The organism is Thioalkalivibrio sp. (assembly GCF_041690275.1).
Taxonomy (GTDB): Bacteria; Pseudomonadota; Gammaproteobacteria; order Ectothiorhodospirales; family Ectothiorhodospiraceae; genus Thioalkalivibrio.
Map to the genome: position 1 here is coordinate 19,382 of NZ_JAWLHP010000016.1, position 24,229 is coordinate 43,610.

Annotated in this window: 20 protein-coding genes; 7 read left to right on the forward strand and 13 right to left on the reverse strand. The window is 69.1% G+C overall.

Features of this window, described 5'->3' with window-relative positions; translation table 11 throughout:
* The first annotated feature begins 11 nt into the window (after nucleotides 1-11).
* The 3 genes from ACESMN_RS04585 to rsmD are packed head-to-tail and all read left to right on the forward strand — an operon-like array spanning nucleotide 12 to nucleotide 3,285.
* Nucleotides 12-1,325: a M16 family metallopeptidase gene (locus ACESMN_RS04585; protein WP_373052434.1), complete on the forward strand. Its 1,314-nt coding sequence runs from the start codon at nucleotides 12-14 to the stop codon at nucleotides 1,323-1,325.
* The gene (locus ACESMN_RS04590) at nucleotides 1,322-2,674 is read left to right on the forward strand and encodes a M16 family metallopeptidase (protein ID WP_373052411.1); all 1,353 of its coding nucleotides are present in this window, start codon (nucleotides 1,322-1,324) and stop codon (nucleotides 2,672-2,674) included. The genes ACESMN_RS04585 and ACESMN_RS04590 overlap by 4 nt, the downstream gene beginning before the upstream one ends.
* Nucleotides 2,675-2,697: 23 nt before the next feature.
* Complete coding sequence (gene rsmD, locus ACESMN_RS04595; protein ID WP_373052412.1) at nucleotides 2,698-3,285, forward strand: 16S rRNA (guanine(966)-N(2))-methyltransferase RsmD; 588 nt, start codon at nucleotides 2,698-2,700, stop codon at nucleotides 3,283-3,285.
* Between the two features lie 85 nt (nucleotides 3,286-3,370).
* Here the strand turns inward: rsmD and ACESMN_RS04600 are convergent, their stop codons facing one another.
* Nucleotides 3,371-4,378, reverse strand: a complete 1,008-nt coding sequence (locus ACESMN_RS04600) for a hypothetical protein (protein WP_373052413.1) — start codon at nucleotides 4,376-4,378, stop codon at nucleotides 3,371-3,373.
* Nucleotides 4,379-4,525: 147 nt separating this feature from the next.
* Entirely contained in the window at nucleotides 4,526-5,410 is an 885-nt protein-coding gene (locus ACESMN_RS04605; protein WP_373052414.1) for a fructosamine kinase family protein, read from the reverse strand.
* A gap of 80 nt (nucleotides 5,411-5,490) precedes the next feature.
* Here ACESMN_RS04605 and ACESMN_RS04610 point away from each other — a divergent pair, with 80 nt between their 5' ends.
* Nucleotides 5,491-5,874 (forward strand): truncated hemoglobin, encoded by a 384-nt coding sequence (locus ACESMN_RS04610; RefSeq protein ID WP_373052415.1) that lies wholly within the window; start codon nucleotides 5,491-5,493, stop codon nucleotides 5,872-5,874.
* A gap of 33 nt (nucleotides 5,875-5,907) precedes the next feature.
* Here the strand turns inward: ACESMN_RS04610 and ACESMN_RS04615 are convergent, their stop codons facing one another.
* The 8 genes from ACESMN_RS04615 to rpmE all read right to left on the reverse strand — a co-directional run bounded on the left by ACESMN_RS04615 (nucleotide 5,908) and on the right by rpmE (nucleotide 14,038).
* Nucleotides 5,908-7,950: a transglycosylase SLT domain-containing protein gene (locus ACESMN_RS04615; protein ID WP_373052435.1), complete on the reverse strand. Its 2,043-nt coding sequence runs from the start codon at nucleotides 7,948-7,950 to the stop codon at nucleotides 5,908-5,910.
* A gap of 144 nt (nucleotides 7,951-8,094) precedes the next feature.
* Nucleotides 8,095-8,640, reverse strand: a complete 546-nt coding sequence (locus ACESMN_RS04620) for a pseudouridine synthase (protein ID WP_373052416.1) — start codon at nucleotides 8,638-8,640, stop codon at nucleotides 8,095-8,097.
* Between the two features lies 1 nt (nucleotide 8,641).
* Nucleotides 8,642-9,328 carry a DUF1007 family protein gene (locus tag ACESMN_RS04625; RefSeq protein WP_373052417.1) on the reverse strand — a complete coding sequence of 229 codons (687 nt, stop codon included), beginning with the start codon at nucleotides 9,326-9,328 and terminating at the stop codon, nucleotides 8,642-8,644.
* Nucleotides 9,325-10,305: a 5'-3' exonuclease H3TH domain-containing protein gene (locus ACESMN_RS04630; protein WP_373052418.1), complete on the reverse strand. Its 981-nt coding sequence runs from the start codon at nucleotides 10,303-10,305 to the stop codon at nucleotides 9,325-9,327. The genes ACESMN_RS04625 and ACESMN_RS04630 overlap by 4 nt, the downstream gene beginning before the upstream one ends.
* Nucleotides 10,302-11,225: a malate dehydrogenase gene (gene mdh, locus ACESMN_RS04635; protein WP_373052419.1), complete on the reverse strand. Its 924-nt coding sequence runs from the start codon at nucleotides 11,223-11,225 to the stop codon at nucleotides 10,302-10,304. The genes ACESMN_RS04630 and mdh overlap by 4 nt, the downstream gene beginning before the upstream one ends.
* A gap of 82 nt (nucleotides 11,226-11,307) precedes the next feature.
* Nucleotides 11,308-12,528 carry a malic enzyme-like NAD(P)-binding protein gene (locus ACESMN_RS04640; protein ID WP_373052420.1) on the reverse strand — a complete coding sequence of 407 codons (1,221 nt, stop codon included), beginning with the start codon at nucleotides 12,526-12,528 and terminating at the stop codon, nucleotides 11,308-11,310.
* Between the two features lie 97 nt (nucleotides 12,529-12,625).
* On the reverse strand, nucleotides 12,626-13,474 hold the full coding sequence (locus ACESMN_RS04645) for a M48 family metallopeptidase (protein WP_373052421.1): 849 nt from the start codon (nucleotides 13,472-13,474) through the stop codon (nucleotides 12,626-12,628).
* Between the two features lie 360 nt (nucleotides 13,475-13,834).
* Nucleotides 13,835-14,038 carry a 50S ribosomal protein L31 gene (rpmE, locus tag ACESMN_RS04650; protein ID WP_373052422.1) on the reverse strand — a complete coding sequence of 68 codons (204 nt, stop codon included), beginning with the start codon at nucleotides 14,036-14,038 and terminating at the stop codon, nucleotides 13,835-13,837.
* A gap of 395 nt (nucleotides 14,039-14,433) precedes the next feature.
* Here rpmE and rimO point away from each other — a divergent pair, with 395 nt between their 5' ends.
* Nucleotides 14,434-15,750: a 30S ribosomal protein S12 methylthiotransferase RimO gene (rimO, locus tag ACESMN_RS04655; protein ID WP_373052423.1), complete on the forward strand. Its 1,317-nt coding sequence runs from the start codon at nucleotides 14,434-14,436 to the stop codon at nucleotides 15,748-15,750.
* Nucleotides 15,751-16,210: 460 nt separating this feature from the next.
* Here rimO and ACESMN_RS04660 read toward each other — a convergent pair whose 3' ends face one another.
* From ACESMN_RS04660 to purH, 3 genes are all read right to left on the reverse strand, one after another.
* Nucleotides 16,211-18,712, reverse strand: coding sequence for a glycogen/starch/alpha-glucan phosphorylase (locus ACESMN_RS04660; RefSeq protein WP_373052424.1), 2,502 nt, complete (start codon nucleotides 18,710-18,712; stop codon nucleotides 16,211-16,213).
* A 60-nt stretch (nucleotides 18,713-18,772) separates the two neighbouring features.
* Nucleotides 18,773-20,059, reverse strand: coding sequence for a phosphoribosylamine--glycine ligase (gene purD, locus ACESMN_RS04665; protein ID WP_373052425.1), 1,287 nt, complete (start codon nucleotides 20,057-20,059; stop codon nucleotides 18,773-18,775).
* 367 nt (nucleotides 20,060-20,426) lie between these two features.
* Nucleotides 20,427-21,989, reverse strand: coding sequence for a bifunctional phosphoribosylaminoimidazolecarboxamide formyltransferase/IMP cyclohydrolase (gene purH / locus ACESMN_RS04670; RefSeq protein WP_373052426.1), 1,563 nt, complete (start codon nucleotides 21,987-21,989; stop codon nucleotides 20,427-20,429).
* Nucleotides 21,990-22,578: 589 nt separating this feature from the next.
* Between purH and ACESMN_RS04675 the strand changes: the two genes are divergently transcribed.
* Nucleotides 22,579-23,388 (forward strand): class I SAM-dependent methyltransferase, encoded by an 810-nt coding sequence (locus ACESMN_RS04675; RefSeq protein ID WP_373052427.1) that lies wholly within the window; start codon nucleotides 22,579-22,581, stop codon nucleotides 23,386-23,388.
* Nucleotides 23,385-24,224, forward strand: coding sequence for an SAM-dependent methyltransferase (locus ACESMN_RS04680; RefSeq protein WP_373052428.1), 840 nt, complete (start codon nucleotides 23,385-23,387; stop codon nucleotides 24,222-24,224). The genes ACESMN_RS04675 and ACESMN_RS04680 overlap by 4 nt, the downstream gene beginning before the upstream one ends.
* The last annotated feature ends 5 nt before the right edge of the window (nucleotides 24,225-24,229 follow it).

The following is a 24,229-nucleotide window of genomic DNA, read 5'->3' on the forward strand; positions in this document are numbered from 1 at the left end:
CGAGCCTGCTGATGCTCTGCCTGATGCTCGCCCCGCTGGGGAGTTCCGCATCCAGCGGGGTGGTCGAGCACCGCCTCGACAACGGGTTGACGGTGCTGGTGCAGGTGGATGACCGCGCCCCGGTGGTCACCAGCCAGGTCTGGTACCGGGTTGGTTCCGTGGACGAACACAGCGGCATCACCGGCATTTCACACATGCTCGAGCACATGATGTTCAAGGGCAGCGAGGAGTACCCGGCCGGGGAATTCTCGCGCATCGTGTCCCGGCTCGGCGGGCAGGAGAACGCCTTTACCGGTCCCGACTACACCGGGTACTTCCAGGTCATCGGCAGCGAGCACCTGGAGACGATGATGGCGATGGAGGCCGAGCGCATGCACGGGCTGCGGCTCACCGAGGAGGAGTTCCAGCCGGAGTGGCGCGTGGTGGTCGAAGAACGGCGGCTGCGCACCGAGGATCGCCCCAATTCGCTGCTGCGCGAGCAGTTCTACGCGACCGCCTTCCTCAACCAACCCTACGGTGACCCCGTGATCGGCTGGATGACGGACATCGAGGCCTACACCCTTGAGGACCTGCAGGAGTGGTACGACGCCTGGTACACGCCCAACAACGCGGTCCTTGTGGTGGTCGGTGACGTGGAACCGGATGCGGTGATCGCTGCCGCCGAGCGCCACTTCGGCCCGATCCCGGCCCGCGAGCTACCCGCCCGCAAGCCGCGCGCCGAGACCCCGCAGCGGGGCGAGCGCCGCATCGCGATGCGGGTCCCGGCGGAACTCCCGTACCTGATGATGGGCTGGAAGACCCCGGTGCTGATGACGCTGGACGACCCGTCGGATGCCTATGCGCTGATCGTGGCGGCGGGCATCCTCGACTCCGGCGACGCCTCCCGCTTCTCGCGCCGGCTGGTGCGCGGCCATGAGCTGGCCAACAGCACCTCCGCGCGCTACAGCGCCTTCAGCCGCCTCGACTCGCTGTTCACCGTGGCGGCGGTGCCCGCGAGCGACACCGATCTCCAGACACTGGAGCACGCGCTGCTCGAGGAGATCAAGCGCCTGAAGGATGAGCCGGTGGAGACCACCGAGCTGAAGCGGGTGCAGGCGCGCGTGATCGCCTCCGAGATCTTCCAGCGCGACTCGATTCGCGCCCAGGCCTTCGAGCTGGGCATGCTGGAGACCGTGGGTCTTGGCTGGCACGTGTCCGAGGAGTACGTCGAGCGGATCCGGGCGGTCACCCCCGAGGACGTCCAGCGCGTCGCCCGCGAGTATCTGGTACCCGACCGGTTGACCATCGGTGAGCTGCATCCGCTTCCCATCGGAGGTGAGGCATGAAGACCTATCCGCCCTTGGCGGCGCCGGTCCGGGCGCGATCGCGGTCGCTCCTGCGGGCCGCGGCCCTCGCCCTGGTTGCAGCCTTCCTGGCCGCGCCACCGGTGCAGGCGGTCGAGATCGAGGAGTGGGAGACGGAGTCGGGCACGCGCGTGCTCTATGCGCCGGCACCCACGCTGCCGATGGTGGACATCCGGCTGACCTTCGACGCCGGCGCCGCGCGCGACGGCGAGCGCAGCGGTCTTGCCCGGCTGACCAGCGATGCCCTGAGCCTGGGCACCGGGGCGATGGATGCGGACACGCTGGCGGAGCGCTTCGAGGCGGCCGGCGCAAGCTTCAGCACCAGTTCGGCGCGCGACATGGGCATCGTCACCCTGCGCACCCTGACCGAGCCGGACTGGATGGACGAGGCCATGGAGGTGTTCACGGAGCTGCTCGCCGCCCCGGCCTTCCCCGAGGAGGGGCTCGCCCGCGAGCGGCGGCAGATGCTCCAGGCCCTGCAACGCGAGCGCCAGGAACCGGGCTCGGTCGCCAGCCGCCGTTTCTACCAGCTGATGTACGCCGATCACCCCTATGCGAATCCCCCGAACGGTCGGGAGGAAACGATCCCCACGCTGGGCCGCGAGGAGGTAATGGCCTTCTACGAGGAGTTCTATACCGCCGGCAATGCGGTGCTGGCACTGACCGGGGCGATCTCCCGCTCCGAGGCGGAGACGCTCGCGGAGCGCATCTCGTCGGCGCTTCCTGCCGGCGAGCGGGCACCAGCGCTCCCTCGCGTGCCACCGCTCGAGGCTCCGGTCACCGAGCGCATCCCCTTCCCGTCCGAGCAGGCGCACATCTTCATGGGAGCGCCGGCACTGCGCCGCGACGACCCGGACTACTATCCGCTGACCGTGGCCAATCACGCCCTGGGCGGGGGCGGATTCATCTCGCGGCTGTTCCGCGAGGTGCGGACGCAGCGCGGCCTGGCCTACTCGGTCTTCAGCTCCGTGAGACCGATGGCGGCGGAGGGGCCCTTCCTGGTCAACATGCAGACCGGCACCGACCAGATCGACGAGGCCCTGGAGGTCCTGCACAACGAACTGGAGCGCCTGCACCGGGATGGTGTGGACGTCGAGGAGCTGGAGGCCTCCCGGGCCAACATCACCGGGGGCTTTCCGCTGCGTCTCGCGTCGAACCGGGGCATCGTCCAGAACCTCGCGACAATGGCCTTCTACGACCTGCCGCTGGACTACCTGTCCACATACAACGACCGCATCGAGGAGGTGAGCGCCGACGAGGTGCAGGCGGCGCTTCGGCGGCACATCGATCCCGACACGCTGGTGACGGTCGTGGTCGGCGGCGAGGGGTGACCCGGCAGGGGCGCCCGTCGCGGGTGCGCATCATCGGCGGTGACTGGCGCCGGCGCTGGCTGCCGGTCGCCCCGGTACCCGGCCTGCGCCCCAGCGCGGACGCCCAGCGCGAGACCCTGTTCAACTGGCTGCAGCCCGTGCTCGCGCGCGCGGTGGTGCTCGATGTCTTCGCCGGCACCGGGGCACTGGGGTTCGAGGCGGCGTCGCGCGGGGCCGCATCCGTGCTGCTGGTGGAGAGGGACCCGCTGGCCGTGCGGCAGCTCGAGGCCAACCGCGCGGCGCTCGGGGCGGCACAGGTGAGCGTGCAGCGCGCCGATGCCCTGCGCCTGCTCGCCGCCGGGCGCGGGGCCTCGGGGTGGAGTCCGTTCGCGGTGGTCTTCGTCGATCCGCCCTTCGGCAAGGGCCTGGTGGCGCCGGTTCTGCAGGCCCTGCTCGCCGGCGACTGGCTCGCTCCCGCGGCGCGGGTCTACGTCGAACAGGAGAGCGGGTTGCCGGCACCCGAGGGCTGGGCCGTGCTGCGCGAACGCACCGGGGGGCAGGCCCGCGGCCTGCTGCTGTGCCGCGATGCCGGCGCCATCACCGCGCCGGAGGACGGCGGCGCGCCGGGCTGACTTTCGCCACGCCCCCCCAGGCGTCCTCCGCAAGCGGGGGAGGGAGCCTTCAACGTCGAGGGTGGCGACTCGCCACCGAGGTCGGTCAGGCCCGGTTTCCCTCCTGCCCGGAGCCCTCCGGTGCCGCCTCGGATTCGCGGGGCATATCGGGACCGTCCTCCATCGACCGAGCGCCCCCGGTGAGTTTCAGCATCACGTCCCGGTCGCGCTGATCCTGGATCGCGTCGAACACCGAATAATCGCCGTCGCTCACCGCGCGGGAGGTCTCGTCGAGTTCCTGTGCGAGATCCTGCACGCTCCGGATCACGCGGATCAGCCGCTCGCCCGATTTCGACAGCGAGAAGGTGTTGTTGCGCTTGGCCTCCTTGATGCTCTCGTTCAGCTCGCGGATGGTGTCCTGCAGGGTCCGGTTTTCCTCGTGCAGCCTCTCCTGCGCGGACTCGAGCTCCCGGACCTGCCCGCGCAGCTCGTCCTCCCGGCGCTTGTGTTCCGACTCCAGGCGCTCGCGCATCTCGTCCTGGGCCCGCTGCATCGCCGCAGTCGACTCGGCGTGGTCCGCCTTCAGCGACTGCAGCGTCGCCTGGTGTTCGCTGCGCAGGGCCTCGGTCGCATGGTTCTGCTCGTCGCGGAACATCTGCAGGGTCCGCTCGGTTTCCTCCCGCATCCTCTTCGCCTCCGTGCCTTGCTGTTCCTCCAGCGCCTTCTGCGCGGCGTCGTATTCGGCCCTGAGTTCGCGGATGTTGGCATTGTTGGCCTGGTTCATCCGGTCCACCAGCGCCGCGTGCTCGTTGTTCACGCGTGCCAGTTCGGCAGCGGACTCCTCCCGCGCCGCTTCGAGCTCCTTCGCATGCTGGCCACGCAGCCGCCTGAGCTCTTCCGCGTGACCCTCGCGCATGCGTCTGAGGCTGTCCGTGTTGTCGGCCTCGAGGTCGGCAATCGAACGGGTGTGGGTGCGGTTCGCGGCGGCGAGCGCCTCCGCGCCACGCCTCGCCTGCAGGCCATTGCCCAGCGCGAAGCCCAGCAGCGCGCCGACCAGTGCCAGCAGAATGGCGATGAGGACCACCTCGGGATGGAGCAGGACAGCGAAATCCATGATGTCGACCTCGGCTGGAAGAAGGGCGGGTGCGAAACCGGATAGCGACCGCGTCCGGTCCGCCGGTCCGGGAGCTTACCCTAGCACCCGGGCGGGCAAATTTCCTCCGTCTCGACTGCCGGGCGGGCAGCGGGGTCTCCGCGCCTCTCAGCGCAGTTCCGCAAGGAGCCCGCGCGCCATGCGCTCGGCCTGGACCGCGTAACCACCGCCGAAGAGGTTGAAGTGGTTGAGGATGTGGTAGAGGTTGTAGAGTCCGCGCCGGACCGGATAGCCCGGATCCAGCGGCCGGCGCTCGCTGTAGGCGGCGAAGAAGTCCGGCCCCGGGTGCCCGAAGAGTTCCATCATCGCGAGGTCGGCCTCCGGGTCGCCGTAGTACACCGCCGGATCGAACACCGTGGGCGTTCCGTCACGGACGAATCCCCAGTTGCCGCTCCACAGATCGCCGTGCAGCAGGGACGGTGCCGGCTGATGGTCGTCGAGCAGTGCCCCGAGTTCCGACTCGAGCTGCGAGACCGCGTCGATCAGGCCGCGACCAGCGCCGTTGTCCGTTGCCAGGCGCCGCTGGAAGGCGAGACGGTGTTCGCGGTAGAAGGCGGTCCAGTTCGGCTCCGGGGCATTCGGCTGGGGTGTGCTGCCGATGAAGTTGTCCTGCGCCCAGCCGAAGCGCTCGCCACGGATCGCATGCAGTGCCGCGATCGCGTAACCGAGTCTGGCACCGTCCGGGCGTCCGCCCAGGTCCAGGTGCTCCAGCACCAGAAAGCAGGCGTCGCCGTGATCGGCGAGGGTCACCGGCACCGGCACCCTCAGTTGCCTGCACTGCGCCAGTTCGGCGAGTCCCGCGCCCTCGGCCTCGAACATTGCCCGGTGGCGCCGGTGATTGCGCTTCACGAAGAAGCGGCGGCCATCGGTCCCGGTCAGGCGGAAGCCCTGGCTGATCGAGCCCCCGCCGACTCCCGCACGGTCCGCGGGCTCGAAGGCCGTGCCGGTGGCATTCGCGATAGACTTGCAGACGGTTTCGATCCACGGTTCCATGGCTCCTCCGCATCGGCTCTCGGGTCCACACGACTCCGCGCGGAGGATACCCGGATCCCGCCCCGGCGTCAGGAGGCCGCATGCCCTACCGCAGACTGGTGCCCTTGAGCGAGCGCATCGGGCGCGAAGGCATCGAAGGGGTGGTGCGGGTCCTCTACGACCGCCTTGCCGCCGACCCGGCGATCGGGCACCACTTTGCGCGCATCGAGGACCACGAGGCGCATCTGCGCCGGGTCTGCGACTTCTGGTTCCTGAGCCTGGGCGGGAGGCTGGAACGTCCGCCGCAGTTCGACATGGTCGGAAGGCATCGGCCGCTTCGATTGTCGGACGCAGACGTCGACGTCTGGCTCGGGCACTTCCGCGCGGTCACCGCCGAGCGGCTCGAACCCGGGGCCGCCGCCGAGTGGCAGCGGCTGGCCGACGGGATCGCGACGCGGCTGCGCGCGGAGGCGGTGACGGAATGACGGCCCGGCCGCAGGCGGCCGGGCCCTTTTGCGTCAGAGGCAGGACTGGGCGGTGTAGCCCGGGGCGTCGCAGATCTCCTGGCTGGCGATCCGCATCGGGCCGTAGAGCCCGAGCCCGGCCAGGTGGGATTCGCGCGCCTGCGCGAGCCGGTCCGCAGGGGTCACCGGAAACAGCAGCGTGCTCAGGGACGGCGGGGTGACGCCGAGCCGCACTGCGTAGATCACCCGATAGGCCAGCACACGCTGCACGTAGTCGCGGGTCTCGTGAAACGGGATCAGCTCCGCCCAGATGTCGGGATCCACCTGCCCCTGCTCCGGAAGCCAGCTGCGCACGCGGTGGGCCCCGGCGTTGTAGGCCGCGGTGGACAGCAGGCTGTGCCCGCCGAACTTGTCCAGGTTGCGGCGCAGGTAATAGGTTCCAAGCCGCGTGTTGGTCAGCGGGTCCAGGATGTCCCCGTTGCTGCGGATGCTCACCCCGGCGGCGCCGGCCACCGAGCGTCCGGTGGCGGGCATGATCTGCATGATGCCCAGGGCGCCGGCGCTGGAGCGCACGTCGTGCAGGAAGGCACTCTCCTGCCGGGCGATCGCCATCGCCCACGCCGGATCGATGCCCTGGCCGCGGGCGCCGTCCACGATCAGGTCCGAGAACGCGAGCGGAAAGCGCAGGTCGATGTCGCCCCAGCTGCGGGCGCGCGCGACGGTGAAGATCGCCCGGTCATGCCAGCCCCAGTCCGCGAACAGGCGCGCGGCCGCCTCCTGTTCGTCGGTCGACAGGTGGTTGATCATGTGCGCCCATTCGCGGCGCGCCTCGGTGTAGCGTTCGAGCAGCACCAGTTCGCGCATGCGCTGGATCGCCGGGATACCGGCGACCTCCTGCTTGCGTTGTGCCGGGACCGCGAGCGGCTCGTGGCCGATGCGGTAGGGCTGGCCCAGCCGGTCGGCTGCGAGGAAGCCGTGGAGATTGCGCTCGCGCGCGGCCTGGCGGTAGGCGCGCTCCGCCTCGTCCTCCCGCCCCACCTGTTCCAGGGCCCGTGCCCGCCAGTACTGCCACCGGGCCTCGGTACCGGTATCGGGGCCCATTCCGTCGACCGCGGCGATTACCGTGTTCCAGTCCCGGTCCCGCAGACCCGCGCGCAGCTGCCACTGGCGCAGCTGATCGTCGAAGACCGTTTCCGGCAGGGAGGCCATGAACGGAAGCGCCTCCGGCAGCCCGCGCACCGCCAGCCTGAGCGCCAGCGCGTGCTGGATACGCGCCTGCCGCTCCCCATCCAGACCGAGGCGATGACCATGGGCGGTCCACGCCTCCAGCGCGTCCTCGGGGCTGCGCCGGATCAGGCGCAGGAAGCCATCCTCCAGCATCCCGCCGGCGGCGCGGTGGTCTTGCGCATCGAAGTCGGCACCGGTGACCCCTTCGGGATTGGCCGCCAGCTCCAGCCAGCGGTCGGCCCAGGCGCGGTCGGCGGCGGAGAGGTAGCGGCGCAGGTAGCGCGCAAGACCGGTCTGCCCCGCCGCCATCGCCAGTTCCAGCCGCTGCCAGGCCAGTTCCGGGGTCAGACGGTCGGCGTCGCGCCAGGCGTCGAGGACCGGGTCGCAGGCATTCGGGCGGGAGTGGCCGTGCAGCCAGATCGACTCCACGTCGGCGAGGGCCTGCTGCCGCTGGCCAGTCTCCAGCAGGGCCTGCTTGTGGAAGCAGGTCAGCTCGGTGGACAGCGGGCCCCCATAGGCCGCGAAGCGCAGGAATGCCTGCCAGCGCTTCTCCCCGGCCAGGTGGTCGAGGTAGCTGTTGCGCAGCAGGCGGGCGAGGGGGCCGTCCCCGTGGGTCTCGATGAATTCCGCGATCTCCCGCGGATCGGCGGCGCCGAGATTGCGCGCGAGGCGACGGTAGTCGAGATACTGCAGCAGCGGGTAGCCGGTCAGCGCCCGCCGGGTGGTCTGGAAGGCGCGGTCATCGTTGTTCCGCAGTGCACGCTCGGCGAGCACGAACAGCCCGCGCTCGAGACTGAACCCGCTGTCGGCGGCATCGGTTCCGGCCTGGCCCGTGCCGGCAAGCACGAGAAACAGGACTGCACAGGCCATGGTGCCGAGGCGCATTTCACCGACTCCTTCGCGAGGGGGGCAGGGCTTAAGGGGCAGGGCTCAGGTTCTCGCTATCTTCCTCAACAATGGCGGCTACCGCAATGGGAACATGAGGAATTTTTTCGAACGTTCCGGCGCCGCAGCTCAGCGCGAGTGGCCGACTTCCAGGTATTCGCCCGGCGGAATGCCGTCGATGGTCCAGGAGGCGACCCGGTAGCGGACCAGACGGAGGGTCGGGTGGCCGACCGCCGCGGTCATGCGCCGGACCTGCCGGTTGCGGCCCTCGGTGAGCGTGATCGCGAGCCATCGGGTGGGAATCTGGCGGCGCACACGCACAGGCGGGTCGCGCGGCCAGATCTCCGGGGGCTCCATCGGCTCGACCCGGGCGGGCCGGGTCGGACCGTCGCGCAGTTCCATCCCGCCGCGCAGGGCCTGCAATGCCTCGGCTCCCGGCCGGCCTTCCACCTGGACCCAGTAGGTCTTGCCCGCATGGTGGCGCGGGTCGCTGAGCCGGGCCTGCAGGCGGCCGTTGTCCGTCAATACCACCAGGCCCTCGCTGTCGCGATCGAGGCGCCCGGCCGCGTGCACCCGCGGGATCCGGATGTAATCGGCGAGCGTCGGCCGGCCCTCCGGGTCGGTGAACTGGCTCAGCACCCCCCACGGCTTGTTGAACAGGATGATCCGGGCCACTTCAGTCGCAGTGCACGGTGACCTGCTCGGCAAAGTGGCGTCCGAGGTCTGTCCCGCCGGTCTGGCTGAAGTCCAGCGCCAGCGCGCGCGCGACGACTGCGGGATCGGGCCGGGGCTTCACGATGTCCATCCGGCACGGCCCCGTGCTCCGTTCGAACCGTGGCGGCGACTCGCCGTCGTGCAGGATCTCGATGAAGTAGGTCGGGTCGAAGATCGCGTAGCGCAGGGTGCGGGCGTCCGGGTCCACCGCCTCGTCGAGCCGCAGCCGGAAGCGGAAGTGCAGTTGCTGATCCTCCATGGCCAGGGTTGCCGACCCCTCCGGCTGCCCGAACACGCGGCGGTCGTCCGCGCGGACTTCGGTGTACCAGTCGTACTCGGCGAGGTTGTCCAGGATCTCGGCCGCGAGCCTGGCCAGCTTCTCTTCGGGCGTCGCGCCCTCGAACTGCTCCATCGCGTCGTCGTACAGATAGCGGCTGTAGGTGGGGTCGAGGATCCAGGTCTGGCGCAGCGCGATCACGCGGTCGTCGGCGTCGGCCTCGAGTTCGATGCCGACATCGATCCAGGCATGCGGGTGCGCCAGCGCCGCGCCGGACACGCCCAGCCCGAGCAGGCCCGAGAGCAGTGCGGCGAGGCAGGCGGCCATCCCCGCGGAGCGGGGGGCATGCGGGCTGCGCCGGGCGGGGATCACGGATGCGCCATCCGCCGGTGGCCCTCGGCAAGGCCCTCGGCGATCCGCAGCAGACGGGAGCGGTAGGGCGTTGCGACGCCGATCTCCTCGAGACGCTCGCGCGCACCCGGAAGCGGGCCGCGGGGCAGCAGAGCGACCTGGTTCGGCAGCCCGGGGACGTCGGTGACCAGCCCGGTGAGCTGGCGCGCGAGCCGCAGGGCCGCGCCCCCGAGCGCCACCTGTTCCGCGATCCGGGCGGCCCCGCGGATTCCGCAGCGCCGGACGGCCTGCGGATCGGCCAGGATGGCCTCGAGATCCCCGAGCCGGCGCAGCATGCGCGCGGCCGTCGCCGGGCCGACACCGGCAAGTCCGGTAACGTTGTCGCTGCGGTCGCCGGCCAGCGCGAGCATGTCGGCCACCTGCTCCGGGCGGATGCGCAGCCGCCGCTCGATGTCGCGCCGGGTGGCCGTGGTGCCCCGCTCCGGGTCCCGGAGGAGGTCGTCGTCGCCGAGGATCACCTGCGCGAGATCCTTGTCGGCGCTCATCACCTGCACCGGGACCCCCTGGCGGCGTGCCGCCGCGGCCAGTGTGGCGATGAGATCGTCCGCCTCGAACTCGGAGTGGGCGAGCTGCGCCAGGCCAAGACAGTCGAGCAGTTCGCGGATGCGCCCGAACTGTTCGCGCAGGGCCTCGGGTGCCGGCGGCCGGTGGGCCTTGTAGGCGGGATGGAGGCGATGGCGGAATCCGCTCCGCAGGCTGGCGTCGAAGGCGAAGGCGAGCGGGCCCGGCGGTACTGCCGGCAGCCACTGGCAGAGCGAGTGCACGAAGCCGTGCACCGCACCGCCGGGGCGGCCCCGTGCATCCGGCTGCTCGCCGCGGGAGAACCAGGCCCGGAAGACAAAGATGCTGCTGTCGACCAGGGTCGCGGTTCCCGGCGCCGATGGCGCCGCTCCGGGCACGGGGCGCGTTGCGGCCCCGGCTGTTGCGCTGCCGGTCATCTCAGCCGGGCGATGTCGGCCCGGACGCCGGCCAGCGAGCTGTCGAAGTTCGCCTGTTCCTCGGTATTCAGGTCCAGCTCGACGATCCGCTCCATGCCGCCGGCCCCGAGCACGCAGGGCACGCCCATCGCCACGTCGCGGGCTCCGTACTCGCCGTCCAGCAGCGCGACCGTCGGCAGGACCCGGCGCCGGTCGAGCACGATCGCCTCGACCATCGCCTTGATCGCGGCAGCGGGGGCGTCGTAGGCGCTGGAGGTCTGTTTCAGCGCGAGGATCTCGGCCCCGCCGTGACGGGTGCGCTCGACGATGCGGTCGATCGCCGGCTGGTCGAGGAAGTGATGCAGCGGCAGCCCGTTGATGCCGGAAAAGCGCAGCATCGGGACCATCGCGTCCCCATGGCCGCCCAGCACCAGGGTATGGATGTCCCGGGTCGACAGGCCCGTCTCCAGCGCCACGAAGGCGGCCATGCGCGAGGCGTCGAGCACGCCGGCCTGGCCGAAGACCCGCGAGCGGTCCCAGCCGGTCTTCTGCCAGGCCCGGTAGGTGAGCACGTCCACCGGGTTGGATACGACCAGGATCTGGCTGTCCGGTGCCTCCCGCACCACGTCGATGAGGATGGTGTCCAGGATCTCGACATTCTTGTCGAGCACGTCGGAGCGGGACATGCCGGGCTTGCGCGGCAGCCCGGCGGTGATGATCACCAGTTCCGCACCCGCGATCACCCCGGGATCGGTGTCCCCGACCAGCCGGCTGTCGAAGCCGAACAGCGGGGCGGTCTCCTGGATGTCCAGCGCGGCCCCAGCCGCCGCCCCCTCGCGCACGTCGAGCAGCGCGATCTCGCGGGCGAGGTCGGACTCGGCAAGGAACTGGGCGGTGGATTCGCCGACGCGGCCGGCGCCAATGATCGCGATCTTCTTCATCACAGTGTCCTCTGCATCTCTGTTGAAGGCTGACTGGCGCCGATCGCTTCCGCGGCAGGCGCCTTCCCGGGGCCAACGCCGGTCAGATGCGGGCCACCCCGCTGTCGCGCGCCGCCTGGGCCACCGCGGCCGGGATGGTCTCGATCAGACGCGGGTCGAAGGGCGTTGGCAGTATGTACTCGGGCCCGAAGGCCATCGCCTCCCTACCATACGCCTCCAGCACACTCTGCGGCACCGGCTCCCGCGCCAGCTGCGCCAGTGCGTGCACGGCCGCCACCTGCATTGCGTCGGTGATGTGCCGGGCCCGCACGTCCAGCGCGCCGCGGAAGATGAACGGAAAGCCGAGCACGTTGTTGACCTGGTTCGGGTAGTCCGAGCGCCCGGTGGCCATGATCAGGTCGCTGCGGGTCTGATGGGCCAGCTCCGGCATGATCTCCGGGTCCGGGTTGGACAGCGCGAAGATCACCGGGCGCGGCGCCATCGAACGCAGCATCTCCGGGGTGAGCAGATCCGGTCCGGACAAGCCGACAAAGACGTCGGCATCCACGCAGGCCTCCTCCAGGGTGCGCGCCGCGGTCTCCTGGGCGAAGAACTGCTTGTGTTCGTTCAGGTCCATGCGCTGGTCGTTGATCACGCCCTTGCGGTCGACCATGAAGATCCGGGAACGCTGTACGCCCAGGCGCAGCAGCAGGCGCATCGACGCGACGCCGGCCGCGCCGGCGCCGACGCAGACGATCTTCACGTCCTCCAGCTTCTTGCCCTGGATCTCGAGGGCGTTGAGCAGCGCGGCCGCAGTGATGATCGCGGTGCCGTGCTGATCATCGTGGAAGACTGGAATGTCCAGGCGTTCCGACAGCCGCTTCTCGATCTCGAAGCAGGCCGGTGCCGCGATGTCCTCGAGGTTGATCCCGCCGAAGCCGCCGGCGATGCGGGCGACCGTGTTGATGAAGTCCTCGGGTTGCGGGGCGACCACCTCGATGTCGAAGACGTCGATGTCGGCGAAGCGCTTGAACAGCACCGCCTTGCCCTCCATCACCGGCTTGGACGCCACGGCGCCGATGTCACCAAGACCCAGAACCGCGGTGCCGTCGGTGACCACCGCGACCAGGTTGCCCTTGGCGGTGTACTGGTAGGCGGCGTCCGGGTCGTCGCGCACGGCCCGCGCCGGTGCTGCGACGCCCGGGGAGTAGGCCAGCGACAGGTCGTCCTGGGTCGCGGTGGGTTTGGTCACCTCAATGGCGAGCTTTCCGGCGGGTGCGCGCTGGTGGTACTCGAGGGCGCGCTGCTTGAATGATCTGGGCATGGGGAGGGCAGGGTCCTTGGGGGGCTGCCCAGTGTAATCCCCCCGCCCTCCGGCTGCATCGGCGCGCCCCTTGCACGCGGGATCGCGTTGGCGCCGGTCAGCGGACGGGGTGGGTCGGGACGGCGGCGCCGCGCGCCTCCTCGTACAGGGGCTGCATCTGTTCAGCGAGCGCGGCGAGGTCGCGCTGGCGGGATGCAGGGGCCGGGTGGGTGCTCAGGAACACCGGCTGGCTGGCGCCCGCCTTCTCGGCCATCTTGCCCCAGAGGCTCGCGGCCGCCTCTGGCCGGTAGCCCGCCCGCGCCGCGAGCTCGATTCCGATGCGATCGGACTCCGCCTCCATCTGGCGGCTGTTCGGCAGCCGCACCGCGACCAGCGCGGCGAGTGACGCGCCCGTCAGGGCCGCGCCGGATCGATCTCCGGTCACTGCATAGGTCACGAGCGCGAGATTGCTGGCGAGCGCCACGGACATCTTTTCGGCGGTGTGGGCGGACAGTGCGTGCGCGATCTCATGCCCGATGATCTGGGCCAGCTCGTCGTCGGTGAGTTCGAGCTGATCGATGATCCCGGTGTAGATGGCCATCTTGCCCCCGGCCATCGCGAAGGCGTTGATGGTGTCCGGGTCGTCGATCACCGACATCTCCCAGTCCCAATCGGCGGTCTCCGGGCGGAAGCGCACCGCCTGGGCCACCAGGCGCTCGGTGATCCGCTGCACCCGCTGCTTGGTCCCGGGGTCGCTGTCGATCCGACCCTTCTCGCGCGCGGGTGCGAGCATCTCCACATAGGCCTGCTGAGAGGCCGAGATGGCCCTGTTCTCGGACACCAGCATCAGCTGCGAGCGCCCGGTGACCGGGTTGGTGCTGCAACCGGACAGGACCAGCGCAAACGCGGCCAGCAGCATCAGCGTACCCGGCCAGAGCCGGCGGCGGGCGGCGGCGGGGGCAGTCATCTTCGGCAAACCTCCTGCATCCGGGTCGGGATTGGGAAGGATTCTAATCCCCGCGGATGAACGGTGCCTTAAGAAGGCACTGATGCATGCGCTCGTCACTGCCAGCGAAGCGCGGCATTCATGCGCGTGGCGCATCGAACAGCCGAAGGCTGGGCCGCATGGTCAATGTCTTGGGGGTCGCCGTGTCCCGCCACGCTGCGCTCGCGGCCAAGGGCCTCGCGCCTCGCGATGACGGATCAATCAGCGGTTCCCGGACGCGCCCTCTGGCAAGGCCATCAAATGAAACGGCGAACCCGCGATTCAGGGTGCCCAAGGCCTTTGGGATCGGCTGCGCGCCACCCGGCGCGCGGGGGCGGCCGGTCAGAAGCCGTAGCGGCGGCGGAACTTGTCGACCTGCCCGGCGGTGTCGACCATCTTCTGCTTGCCCGTGTAGAACGGGTGGCACTGGGAACAGACGTCGAGGTGCATCTCGCTGCCGCCGAAGGTGGAGCGGGTCTCGAAGGTGTTCCCGCAGCTGCAGATGACCTTGACCTCGTTGTATTTCGGGTGGGTGTTCGCTTTCATGATGGTGGCTCGGGTCGGGTTCCGGCGAAAAGTCGTATAGAATAGCCGCCGCCGGCAGCAGCTGGCAAGTCGGGTGTCCGCGGGCCGGTCATCCTGCGCTGCGGGCGTCGCAACCTGCCGGCATTCTCGGAAACCTGCGCCAAGTGTCTGAGGGTGCGAGGTGAGCGCCGGTGATCCGTGGATGTTGTGGATAAGCTTGTGGACGACGTGTCGCGGGATGCCACCGAGCGTGACCGCTGCTCCGCCACCGGATTCCGGTCACATTTTACTCGATGTCAGCAAATGCATGAAAAAGATCAATAAAATCCCCTGCCCTCCATGGACCGGCGGAGCGCTGATCGCGGCCATGATGCGCAGGGCGGCGTCCTGGAGCCCCTGTGAATAAGCGCGCGCAAATGTCAACCCCGGAGCCGCGTATCGGCTTCGTCAGTCTCGGGTGCCCGAAGGCGCTGGTGGATTCCGAACAGATTCTCTCGCGGTTGCGTGCCGAGGGCTACGACATTGCCCCCGATTACGCCGGCTCCGACCTGGTCGTGGTCAACACCTGCGGTTTCATCGAAAGCGCGATCGCGGAATCGCTGGACGCGATCGGCGAGGCCATGGCCGAGAATGGCCGGGTGATCGTCACCGGCTGCCTGGGCCGCGACGCGGCGCGCATCCGATCGGCCCACCCCGGGGTGCTGGCCGTCACCGGACCGCAGGCGCTGGAGGAGGTGATGGCGGCGGTGCACGAACGGCTGCCGCCGCCCCATGATCCCTTTGCGAGCCTGATTCCGCCACAGGGGATCCGGCTGACCCCGCGCCACTACGCCTACCTGAAGATCTCCGAGGGCTGCAATCACCGCTGCAGCTTCTGCATCATCCCGAGCCTGAGGGGCGATCTGGTCAGTCGCCCGATCGGAGAGATCCTTGCGGAGGCCGAGCGCCTGGCCGCGGCCGGGGTGCGCGAGCTTCTGGTGATCTCGCAGGACACCTCGGCCTATGGCGCCGACCTTCGCTTTCGGACCGGCTTCGTGGACGGCCGTCCGATGCGCTCGGATATCGTGAACCTCGCCGCGGCCCTCGGGGACCTGGGGGTCTGGGTGCGCCTGCACTACGTCTACCCCTATCCGCACGTGGACCGACTGGTGCCGCTGATGGCCGAGGGGCGTCTGCTGCCCTACCTGGACATGCCCCTGCAGCACGGCCACCCGCGCGTCCTGAAGGCGATGCGGCGGCCGGCCGCGGCCGAGCGGGTCCTCGAGCGCATCCGGCGCTGGCGCGAACAGGTGCCGGAGCTGGTGCTGCGCTCGACCTTCATCGTCGGCTTCCCGGGCGAGACCGAGGCGGAGTTCGAGGCGCTGCTGGACTTCCTGCACGAGGCGCAGCTGGACCGCGTCGGCGCCTTCGCCTACTCGCCGGTGGATGGCGCCACCGCGAACGCGCTGCCGGGCGCGGTGCCCGAGGCGGAGAAGCAGTCCCGCCTGGAGACCTTCATGGCGGTGCAGGCCGGCATCAGTGCCACCCGGCTGCAGGGGCGCGTCGGCGGACGCGAGACCGTGCTGGTCGACGGGCGCGACGAAGGCGGCAGGGTGATCGCCCGCTCGCGCGGAGACGCGCCGGAGATCGACGGGGTGGTGTATGTCGACGGGCCGGGCGCTCCCGCCGGCAGCTTCCTCGAGGTCGAGATCACCGGCGCGACGGAACATGACCTGTCCGCGCGGGCGGTGTGACGGACGGGTGCTTCCGTAGGAGCGGCTTCCAGCCGCGATACCCCCTCCGGTCGTGGGAGCGGCTTTCAGCCGCGATACCCCCCTGCGGTCGTGGGAGCGGCTTCCAGCCGCGATCGCTCACCTCGACGCTGCATCGCGGCCAGAGGCCGCTCCCACAACAGGCCGCTCCCACAACAGGCTGCTCCCACATATCTCTCGCAGCTGCCTGCATCCCACCCCAGGACCCATCGCCCGGAGCACAGGCCTTCCATCCCTTCGCCTGTCGGAGCGGCTTCCAGCCGCGATACCCCCTGCGGTCGTGGGAGCGGCTTCCAGCCGCGATCGCTCACCTCGACGCTGCATCGCGGCCAGAGGCCGCTCCCACAACAGGCTGCTCCCACATATCGCTCGCCGGCTGCCTGCATCCCACGCCGGGCCTGATCGCCCACAGGGCAGGCAGGCAGGGGCGGCCGTGCCGCGATCAGGATTCCGGCGGGGGGCAGCGCGCCTGCACGGGCTCCGGCAGCACCTTCCAGACGTGTTCGGCGTATTCGCGCACGGTGCGGTCGATCGAGAAGTAGCTCATGCGTGCGATGTTCAGCAGCGCCGCCTCCGACCACGCCTCAGGATCCAGGTACAGTTGGTCCACCCGGTTGCTCGCCTCGCTGTAGGCGGCGTAGTCGGCGAGCACGAAGAACGGGTCCTCCTCCAGGAGGTAAGTGGCAAGCTGCGCGTGCAGCACCCGCCCGCCGTTGGCAAAGAAGCCGCTTTGCAGCGCGCCGATGATCGAGCGCAGGCGCGGGTGCGAGTCGAGGTGGGAACCCGGTGGAACGCCCGCCGCACGGTGTTCGGCCACCTCGCGCGCGGTCATCCCGAAGATGAAGATGTTCTCCTCGTCCACCGCGTCGCGGATCTCGATGTTGGCCCCGTCCAGCGTGCCGATGGTCAGTGCGCCGTTCAGCGCCAGCTTCATGTTGCCCGTGCCCGAGGCCTCGAACCCGGCAGTGGAGATCTGCTGCGACAGGTCGGCGGCAGGGATGATGATCGCCGCCGAACTCACCTCGTAGTTCGGGAAGAACACGCACTTCAGGCGATCGCCGATGTGAGGGTCGTTGTTGACGATATCAGCCACCTGGTTGATGACCTCGATGATGTTCTTCGCGCGCTGGTAACCGGGCGCCGCCTTGCCCGCGAACAGCACCACGCGCGGCAGCACCTCCTCGCCGTCACGAATGCGCTGGTACAGCTCGATCACGTGCAGCAGCTTTAGCAGCTGGCGCTTGTATTCGTGGATGCGCTTGATCTGCACGTCGTACATCACGTCCGGACGGATCTCGATGCCGGTACGCCGTTTCACCAGCCCCGCCAGCCGCTCCTTGTTCTGCCGCTTGACCTCGCGGAAGGCCGCACGTGTGGCCTCGTCGGAGGCATAGGGGATGAACTGCTTCAGACGGTCCAGATCGTATTTCCAGTCGGTGCCGATCCGCGAATCGATCAGTCCGGTCAGCGGCGGGTTCGCCTGGATCATCCAGAGGCGCGGCGTCACGCCGTTGGTCACGTTGATGAAGCGTTCGGGCCACACCCGGTAGAAGTCCGCAAACAGGGTCTCCTTCAGCAGGTTGGTGTGCAGTGCCGCGACACCATTGACCCGGTGCGAGCCCACCACCGCCAGGTGGGCCATGCGCACGCGGCGGCCGTGTCCCTCGTCGATGATGGACAGTCGTTCCAGCAGGTCGTGTTCGCCGGGGAAGTGATGGCGCACTTCCTCCAGGAATTCGTGGTTGATGTGATAAATGATCAGCATGTGCCGGGGCAGCACGCGCTCCATCAATGCCACCGGCCAGGTCTCCAGTGCCTCGGGCATCAGGGTGTGGTTGGTGTAGGCAAAGACGTTGCGCGTGATCTCCCACGCCTGTCCCCAGGGCAGCCGGTGCTGATCCACCAGGAGCCGCACCAGTTCCGCCACCGCGATCGCGGGGTGGGTGTCGTTCAGCTGGATCGCGACCTTGTCGGCCAGCCGGGTGAGTTCGTAGCCCAGCTTCAGATGGCGATCCAGGATGTCCTGCAGCGAGGCGGACACGAAGAAGTACTCCTGCTTCAGTCGCAGCTCCTTGCCGATCGCGGTGGCGTCATTCGGGTACAGCACCATCGAGATCGTCTCGGACTCGTTCTTGTCGGCGACCGCACGGATGTAGTCGCCCTCGTTGAAGTAGCGCAGGTCGAAATCCCGGGTCGGTTTCGCGGCCCAGAGCCGGAGATTGTTCACGTTGCGCCGCTCGTAGCCGGCGGTCGGGAAGTCGTAGGCCATCGCGATGACCTCTTCGCCATCCTCCCAGGCGTAGCAGTTCTCGCCGTTCTTTTCGTGGTGTTCGACCACGTAGCCGTAGAAATGCACCGGGAAGATCTTCTCGGGGCGGGGGAACTCCCAGGGGTTGCCGTAGCGCAGCCAGTTGTCCGGATGCTCGACCTGGCGGCAGTGCTCGATGTGCTGCTGGAACATCCCGAATTCATAGCGGATTCCGTAGCCGTAGCCGGGATAGCCCTGGGTGGCCATCGACTCGAGGATGCAGGCCGCCAGGCGGCCGAGCCCGCCGTTGCCCAGTGCCGCGTCCTCCTCCAGGCGGGCGATCTCGCGGAAGTCCACGCCCAGTTTCGACAGCGCCTCCTGGGTGGCCTCGAGGATTCCCATGTTACGCAGGTTGGCCTCGAGCATCCGGCCCATCAGATATTCCATCGAAAGATAGAAGACCCGTTTCACGTCCTCCTCGGCGAACTGCCGGCGGGTGACCACGCGGCGTTCGATGATTCGTTCCCTTATCGCGAAGGCAACCGCGTGCAGCCAGTCGCGGGGGGTCGCGAGATCGGGGTCCTTGCCGACCACCCGGACCAGTGCGTCCCGGATCGACTGACGCAGGCTGTCGCTGTCACAGGGAAGCGGTGACAGCTGGCGCCGCGGATTGAGGTTGTCAGGGGCTGCGCTCATCGCAGGGACCTCCGTGTGGTGGTCGTGGAATGCGGGCGGCCGTCGAGACCCCGGCAGGTTTCAGGGGCGTCGATCCAGCGCGCGATGGCCAATGTCGTTCCGAAAGAATATATCGTCGAAGTGGATCATGTGCGAGGCCCGGTAGGCATTCTCCTGTGCGGTCCGGAAATCCGCGCCGAGCCCGACCACGCAGAGCACGCGCCCGCCGTCGGTGACCACGGTGCCGTCGTCGAGCAGCCGGGTGCCGGCGTGGAAGACGCGGGTGCTGTCGCCGTTCGCCGCATCGAGGCCGGCGATCCGGTCGCCCCGGCGATAGTCCCCCGGGTAGCCGCCGGCAGCCAGCACCACGCCGAGGGCGACGCGCTCGTCCCAGTCCGCCTCGACCGCGTGCAGACGGCCGTCGATCGCCGCCTCCACCAGCTCCGCGAGATCGCTGTTCAGCCGCATCAGGATCGGCTGCGTCTCCGGATCCCCGAAGCGGCAGTTGAACTCCAGCACCTTCGGATTGCCGCGCGGGTCCACCATCACGCCCGCGTACAGGAAGCCGGTGTAGCGCTCGCCCTCGGTCCTCATGCCCCGCAGCGCGGGCTCGATCACCTCGGCAAGCAGGCGCCGGTGCAGTTGGGTCGTCACCACCGGGGCGGGTGAATAGGCCCCCATGCCGCCGGTATTCGGGCCCCGGTCGCCGTCGTCCCGCGCCTTGTGGTCCTGCGAGCTCGCGAGCGGCAGCACGTGCTCGCCGTCGATCATGCAGATGAAGCTCGCCTCCTCGCCGGTGAGGTATTCCTCGATCACCACGCGGCGGCCCGCGGTGCCGAAGGCGTTGCCGGCCAGCATGCCGCGGACGGCAGCGATGGCCTCCTCCTCCGTCTGTGCGAGGATCACGCCCTTTCCGGCCGCAAGCCCGTCCGCCTTGACCACGATCGGGGCGCCGTGGGTGCGGATGAAGGCCTCGGCCTCGTCGGTGTCGGTAAAGCTGCCGTAGGCGGCCGTGGGAATCCCGTGGCGCCGCATGAAATCCTTCGCGAAGGCCTTCGAGCCTTCCAGCTGCGCGGCCTTCGCGCTGGGGCCGAAGATGCGCTGACCGCGCGCCCGGAAGGCATCGACGATGCCGGCGACCAGCGGCGCCTCCGGGCCGACCACGGTGAAGGCCACGCCCTCGCGCGCGGCCAGCGCGAGCAGGCCTTCGATGTCGGTGACGCTCACGGGGACGTTTTCGCACCCGGGCTCCATCGCGGTGCCCGCATTGCCCGGCGCCACCAGCACGCGGCTCACCCGCGGCGACCGGGCCAGCTTCCACGCCAGCGCGTGTTCGCGGCCCCCGCCGCCCACCACCAGAACATTCATCACAGTCTCCTTAACGCGAAAATTCAGCCACCCGTAGGGTGGGCCAAGCGGAGCGGGCCCACCGTTCTGGTCCGCCCCTTGGGCCGCGGGACCCCGTGGGGAAACGCTGACTTATCGGCGTTTCCCTGCGGCACACGGAAGTGCCGCCAGAATCGACCGCCGCAGGTGGTTGATTCTGAAGCAAGCTGCAAATCACATTTGCAGCGCAGTGTGCGCCGAGAAAGCCAGTATGGCTTTATTCAGCGCTTCCCTGGTGGGCACACTTCGTTTTGCCCACCCTACGACCGGTTGCCATCCAGGCGTCATCCGTAGGGTGGGCCAAGCGCAGCGGGCCCACCGTTTTGGCCTCGAAGGCCCCGGAATGGCTTCAATGCCGGAAGTGGCGCATGCCGGTGAACAGCATCGCGATGCCGTGTTCGTTCGCGGCGGCGACGACCTCCTCGTCGCGCATGGAGCCGCCGGGCTGGATTACCGCGGTGATGCCGGCCTCGGCGGCGGCGTCGATGCCGTCGCGGAAGGGGAAGAAGGCGTCCGAGGCCATCACGCTGCCCGCTACGCGCAGGCCCTCGTCGGCGGCCTTGATCCCGGCGATCTTCGCCGAGTACACGCGGCTCATCTGCCCGGCGCCGACACCCACCGTCTGCTCGTCGCGCGCGTAGACGATCGCGTTCGACTTCACGTACTTGGCCACCCGCCAGGCAAAGCGGAGATCGCGCTCCTCCTGCTCCGTCGGCGCGCGCCCCGTCACGCAGCGCAGTTCCACCTGCGCGAGGCTGCCGGCGTCCGCGTCCTGTACCAGCAGGCCGCCACCGACGCGCTTGAAGTCCAGGCCTGGCGGAACCTCCGCCGCCGGGATCTCCAGCACCCGGACGTTGCCCTTCGCGCCGGTGGCGCGCAGCGCCCCGGGCCGGATCTCGGGCGCCAGGATCACCTCCACGAACTGGCGGCTGACGATCGCCTGCGCGGTGTCGCCATCCAGCGGGCGGTTGAAGGCGATAATGCCCCCAAAGGCGGAGGTCGGGTCGGTCTGGAAGGCACGCTCGTAGGCCATCAACGGGCTCTGCGCCAGTGCCACGCCGCAGGGGTTTGCGTGCTTCACGATCACGCAGGCCGGTTCCTCGAACTGGCGCACGCACTCCCAGGCCGCATCCGCGTCGGCAAGGTTGTTGTAGCTCAGCGCCTTGCCCTGCAGCTGCCGGAAGCTCGCGAGCGTGCCGGGGGCGGGCGCTATCTCGCGGTAGAAGGCGGCGGTCTGATGCGGATTCTCGCCGTAGCGGAGGTCATCCACCTTCGTGTAGCCCAGATTCAGCTGGCCCGGGAAACCGGCGGCCTTGCCGGCGTCGTCGAGCGCCGACAGGTGGTTGCTGATCGCCGCATCGTAGCGCGCGACGTGATCGAAGGCAGCGACCGCGAGGCGGAAGCGCTGCTCCGCGGACACGCCGCCGGCCTGCAGGGCCTGCACGATCTCCGGATACTGGACCGGGTCCGTGGCGGTGGCCACGTCGCGAAAGTTCTTCGCCGCCGCGCGCAGCATCGCGGGTCCGCCGATGTCGATGTTCTCGATCGCCTCCTCGAGCGTGCATCCCGGCCGGGCCACCGTGGCCTCGAAGGGGTAGAGGTTCACCACCAGCAGGTCGATCGGCGCGATGCCCTGCTCGGTCATCACCGCGTCGTCGACGCCGCGCCGACCGAGCAGCCCGCCGTGGATCTTCGGGTGCAGGGTCTTGACGCGCCCGTCCATGATCTCCGGAAAGCCGGTGTGCCCGGATACCTCCGTGACCGGCAGCCCGTGCTCCGTCAGCAGCTTTGCGGTGCCGCCGGTGGACAGCAGTTCGGCGCCCTGCGCCTGCAGCGCGCGCGCGAGCTCGACCAGGCCGGTCTTGTCGGAGACCGAGAGCAGCGCGCGGCGGATGGGTCGGGAATCGGACATTCGCGGTCCTCTGTGCAGAAAAGCCTGAAAGTATAACGGACCGGGCCCGGCTGCGGAGTCGTGTTGCCGTCCGTTGCGGTCCGGCGGATCGAGGGGCCACCCGGCCCCCGAGGCCGGGGTCGGCGGCTGCGCACGCGAAGGCCCGTTTTCCCACCGCCGTGCCCCAAATCCCGGGCTCGTCGATGCCCCTTCCCCACCCGTTCGCGCAAAATTGGCCTTGAAATCGCCGCGAGAAAGCGTCAGGGTAAATAAGCGTTTCGCCTCGCAGGGGTATTCCGGGGGCGACACGCATCTCCGGTGCCGGACGAACTTCGAACCATCGCGCATCCCCGGCACACCGCCCCCCTCCCGGGGGCTGATCCAGGGCGTGGCCGCAGCAGCCGCGCGCCGACCGGGACGCCGTGAGTGCGCCCGGGGCGACCTCCGCGAAGCCGGAGGCGATCAGGCCGGGTTCAGCGTTCTGTCGAGCCTGCAGGGGATTCCCCCGCCGACGGCGTGGCGTACATGTTCGTTGCGCCATTCGTCACCGCCGGACCTCGGTCCGGTCCGAAGCATGGCGCACAGCGCCCCATTGCCAGCGAGGAGCAGCATGTCAGCGACGATAAAACAGGATTTCGGCGACACTCCGATCGAGCGCCGCGACACGGACAACTACCGTGCCGAATACGTGACGTCCTTCGTGGACAAGTGGGACGAGTTGATCGACTGGGATAGCCGGGCGAGCAGCGAAGGCGACTTCTTCATCCAGGTCCTGAAGGATCGCGGCGCGAAGCGGGTGCTGGACGTCGCCGCCGGAACCGGCTTCCACTCCGTGCAGCTCATGGAGGCCGGATTCGATGTGGTCACCGCCGACGGCAGCCCGGAGATGCTGGCAAAGGCCTTCGAGAACGGCCGCAGGCGGGGCCACATCCTGCGGACCACCCAGGCCGACTGGCGCTGGCTGAACCGGGACATCTACGGCCGCTATGACGCGGTGGTGTGCCTCGGCAATTCCTTCACCCACCTGTTCCGGGAAAACGACCGCCGCAAGGCGCTGGCCGAGTTCTACTCCGCGCTGAACCATGACGGGGTGCTCATTCTCGACCAGCGGAACTACGACGCGATCCTCGACCACGGCTATTCCAGCAGTCACACCTATTACTACTGCGGCGACAACGTGTCGGTGGCGCCGGAGCACGTCGACGAGGGGCTGGCCCGCTTCCAGTATTCCTTCCCCGACAAATCCGTGTACCACCTCAACATGTTCCCGCTGCGCAGGGCCTACGTGCGGCGGCTGATGCGCGAGGTGGGGTTCCAGACCATCAACACCTATGGCGACTTCAAGGAGACCTACCACGAGACGGAGCCGGACTTCTTCATTCACGTCGCCGACAAGCGTTATGCAGAGGAGATCGAATGATGCAGAACTATTCCAGCCCCGTCGCCACCGCGCGCGACTACTACAACAGCCCGGATGCGGATCACTTCTACCACAGCATCTGGGGCGGCGAGGACATCCACATCGGTCTCTACGAGCACGATCGCGAGCCCATCGTGGACGCGAGCCGCCGTACCGTGGCGCACATGGCCGACCTGCTCGGTGAGCCGGAGCCGGAGTGGCGGGTGCTGGACCTGGGCGCCGGTTACGGCGGCTCCGCGCGCTATCTCGCCGACAACCACGGGTGCCGGGTCACCGCGCTGAATCTCAGCGAGGTGGAGAACGAGCGCAACCGGTCGATCAACAAGGCGCGGGGCCTCGATTCCCTGATCGACGTGATCGACGGCAGCTTCGAGAGCGTGCCCGCACCGGATGCGGAGTTCGACGTCGTCTGGTCCCAGGACGCCTTCCTGCACAGCGGTGAACGGGAGCAGGTGATGCGCGAGGCCGTCCGGGTCCTGAAGCCCGGCGGGGTCCTGATCTTCACCGATCCGATGGCCGACGACGCCTGCCCCGAGGGGGTGCTGGACCCGATCCTCGAGCGGATCCACCTCGACAGCCTCGGATCGCCCGGCTTCTACCAGCAGACGGCAGCGGACCTCGGCCTCAAGCCGATCGGCTTCGAGGACCACACCCACCAGCTGCCGCGACACTACGGCCGTGTGCGCGAGGAGCTGGAGTCCCGCGAGGCGGATCTCGCCAGCCAGATCTCGCCGGACTACATCGAGCGCATGAAGAAGGGCCTCGGGCACTGGGTGGACGGCGGTCAGGCCGGTCACCTCGCCTGGGGCATCTTCCGCTTCCGCAAGGCGGCCTGACCGGG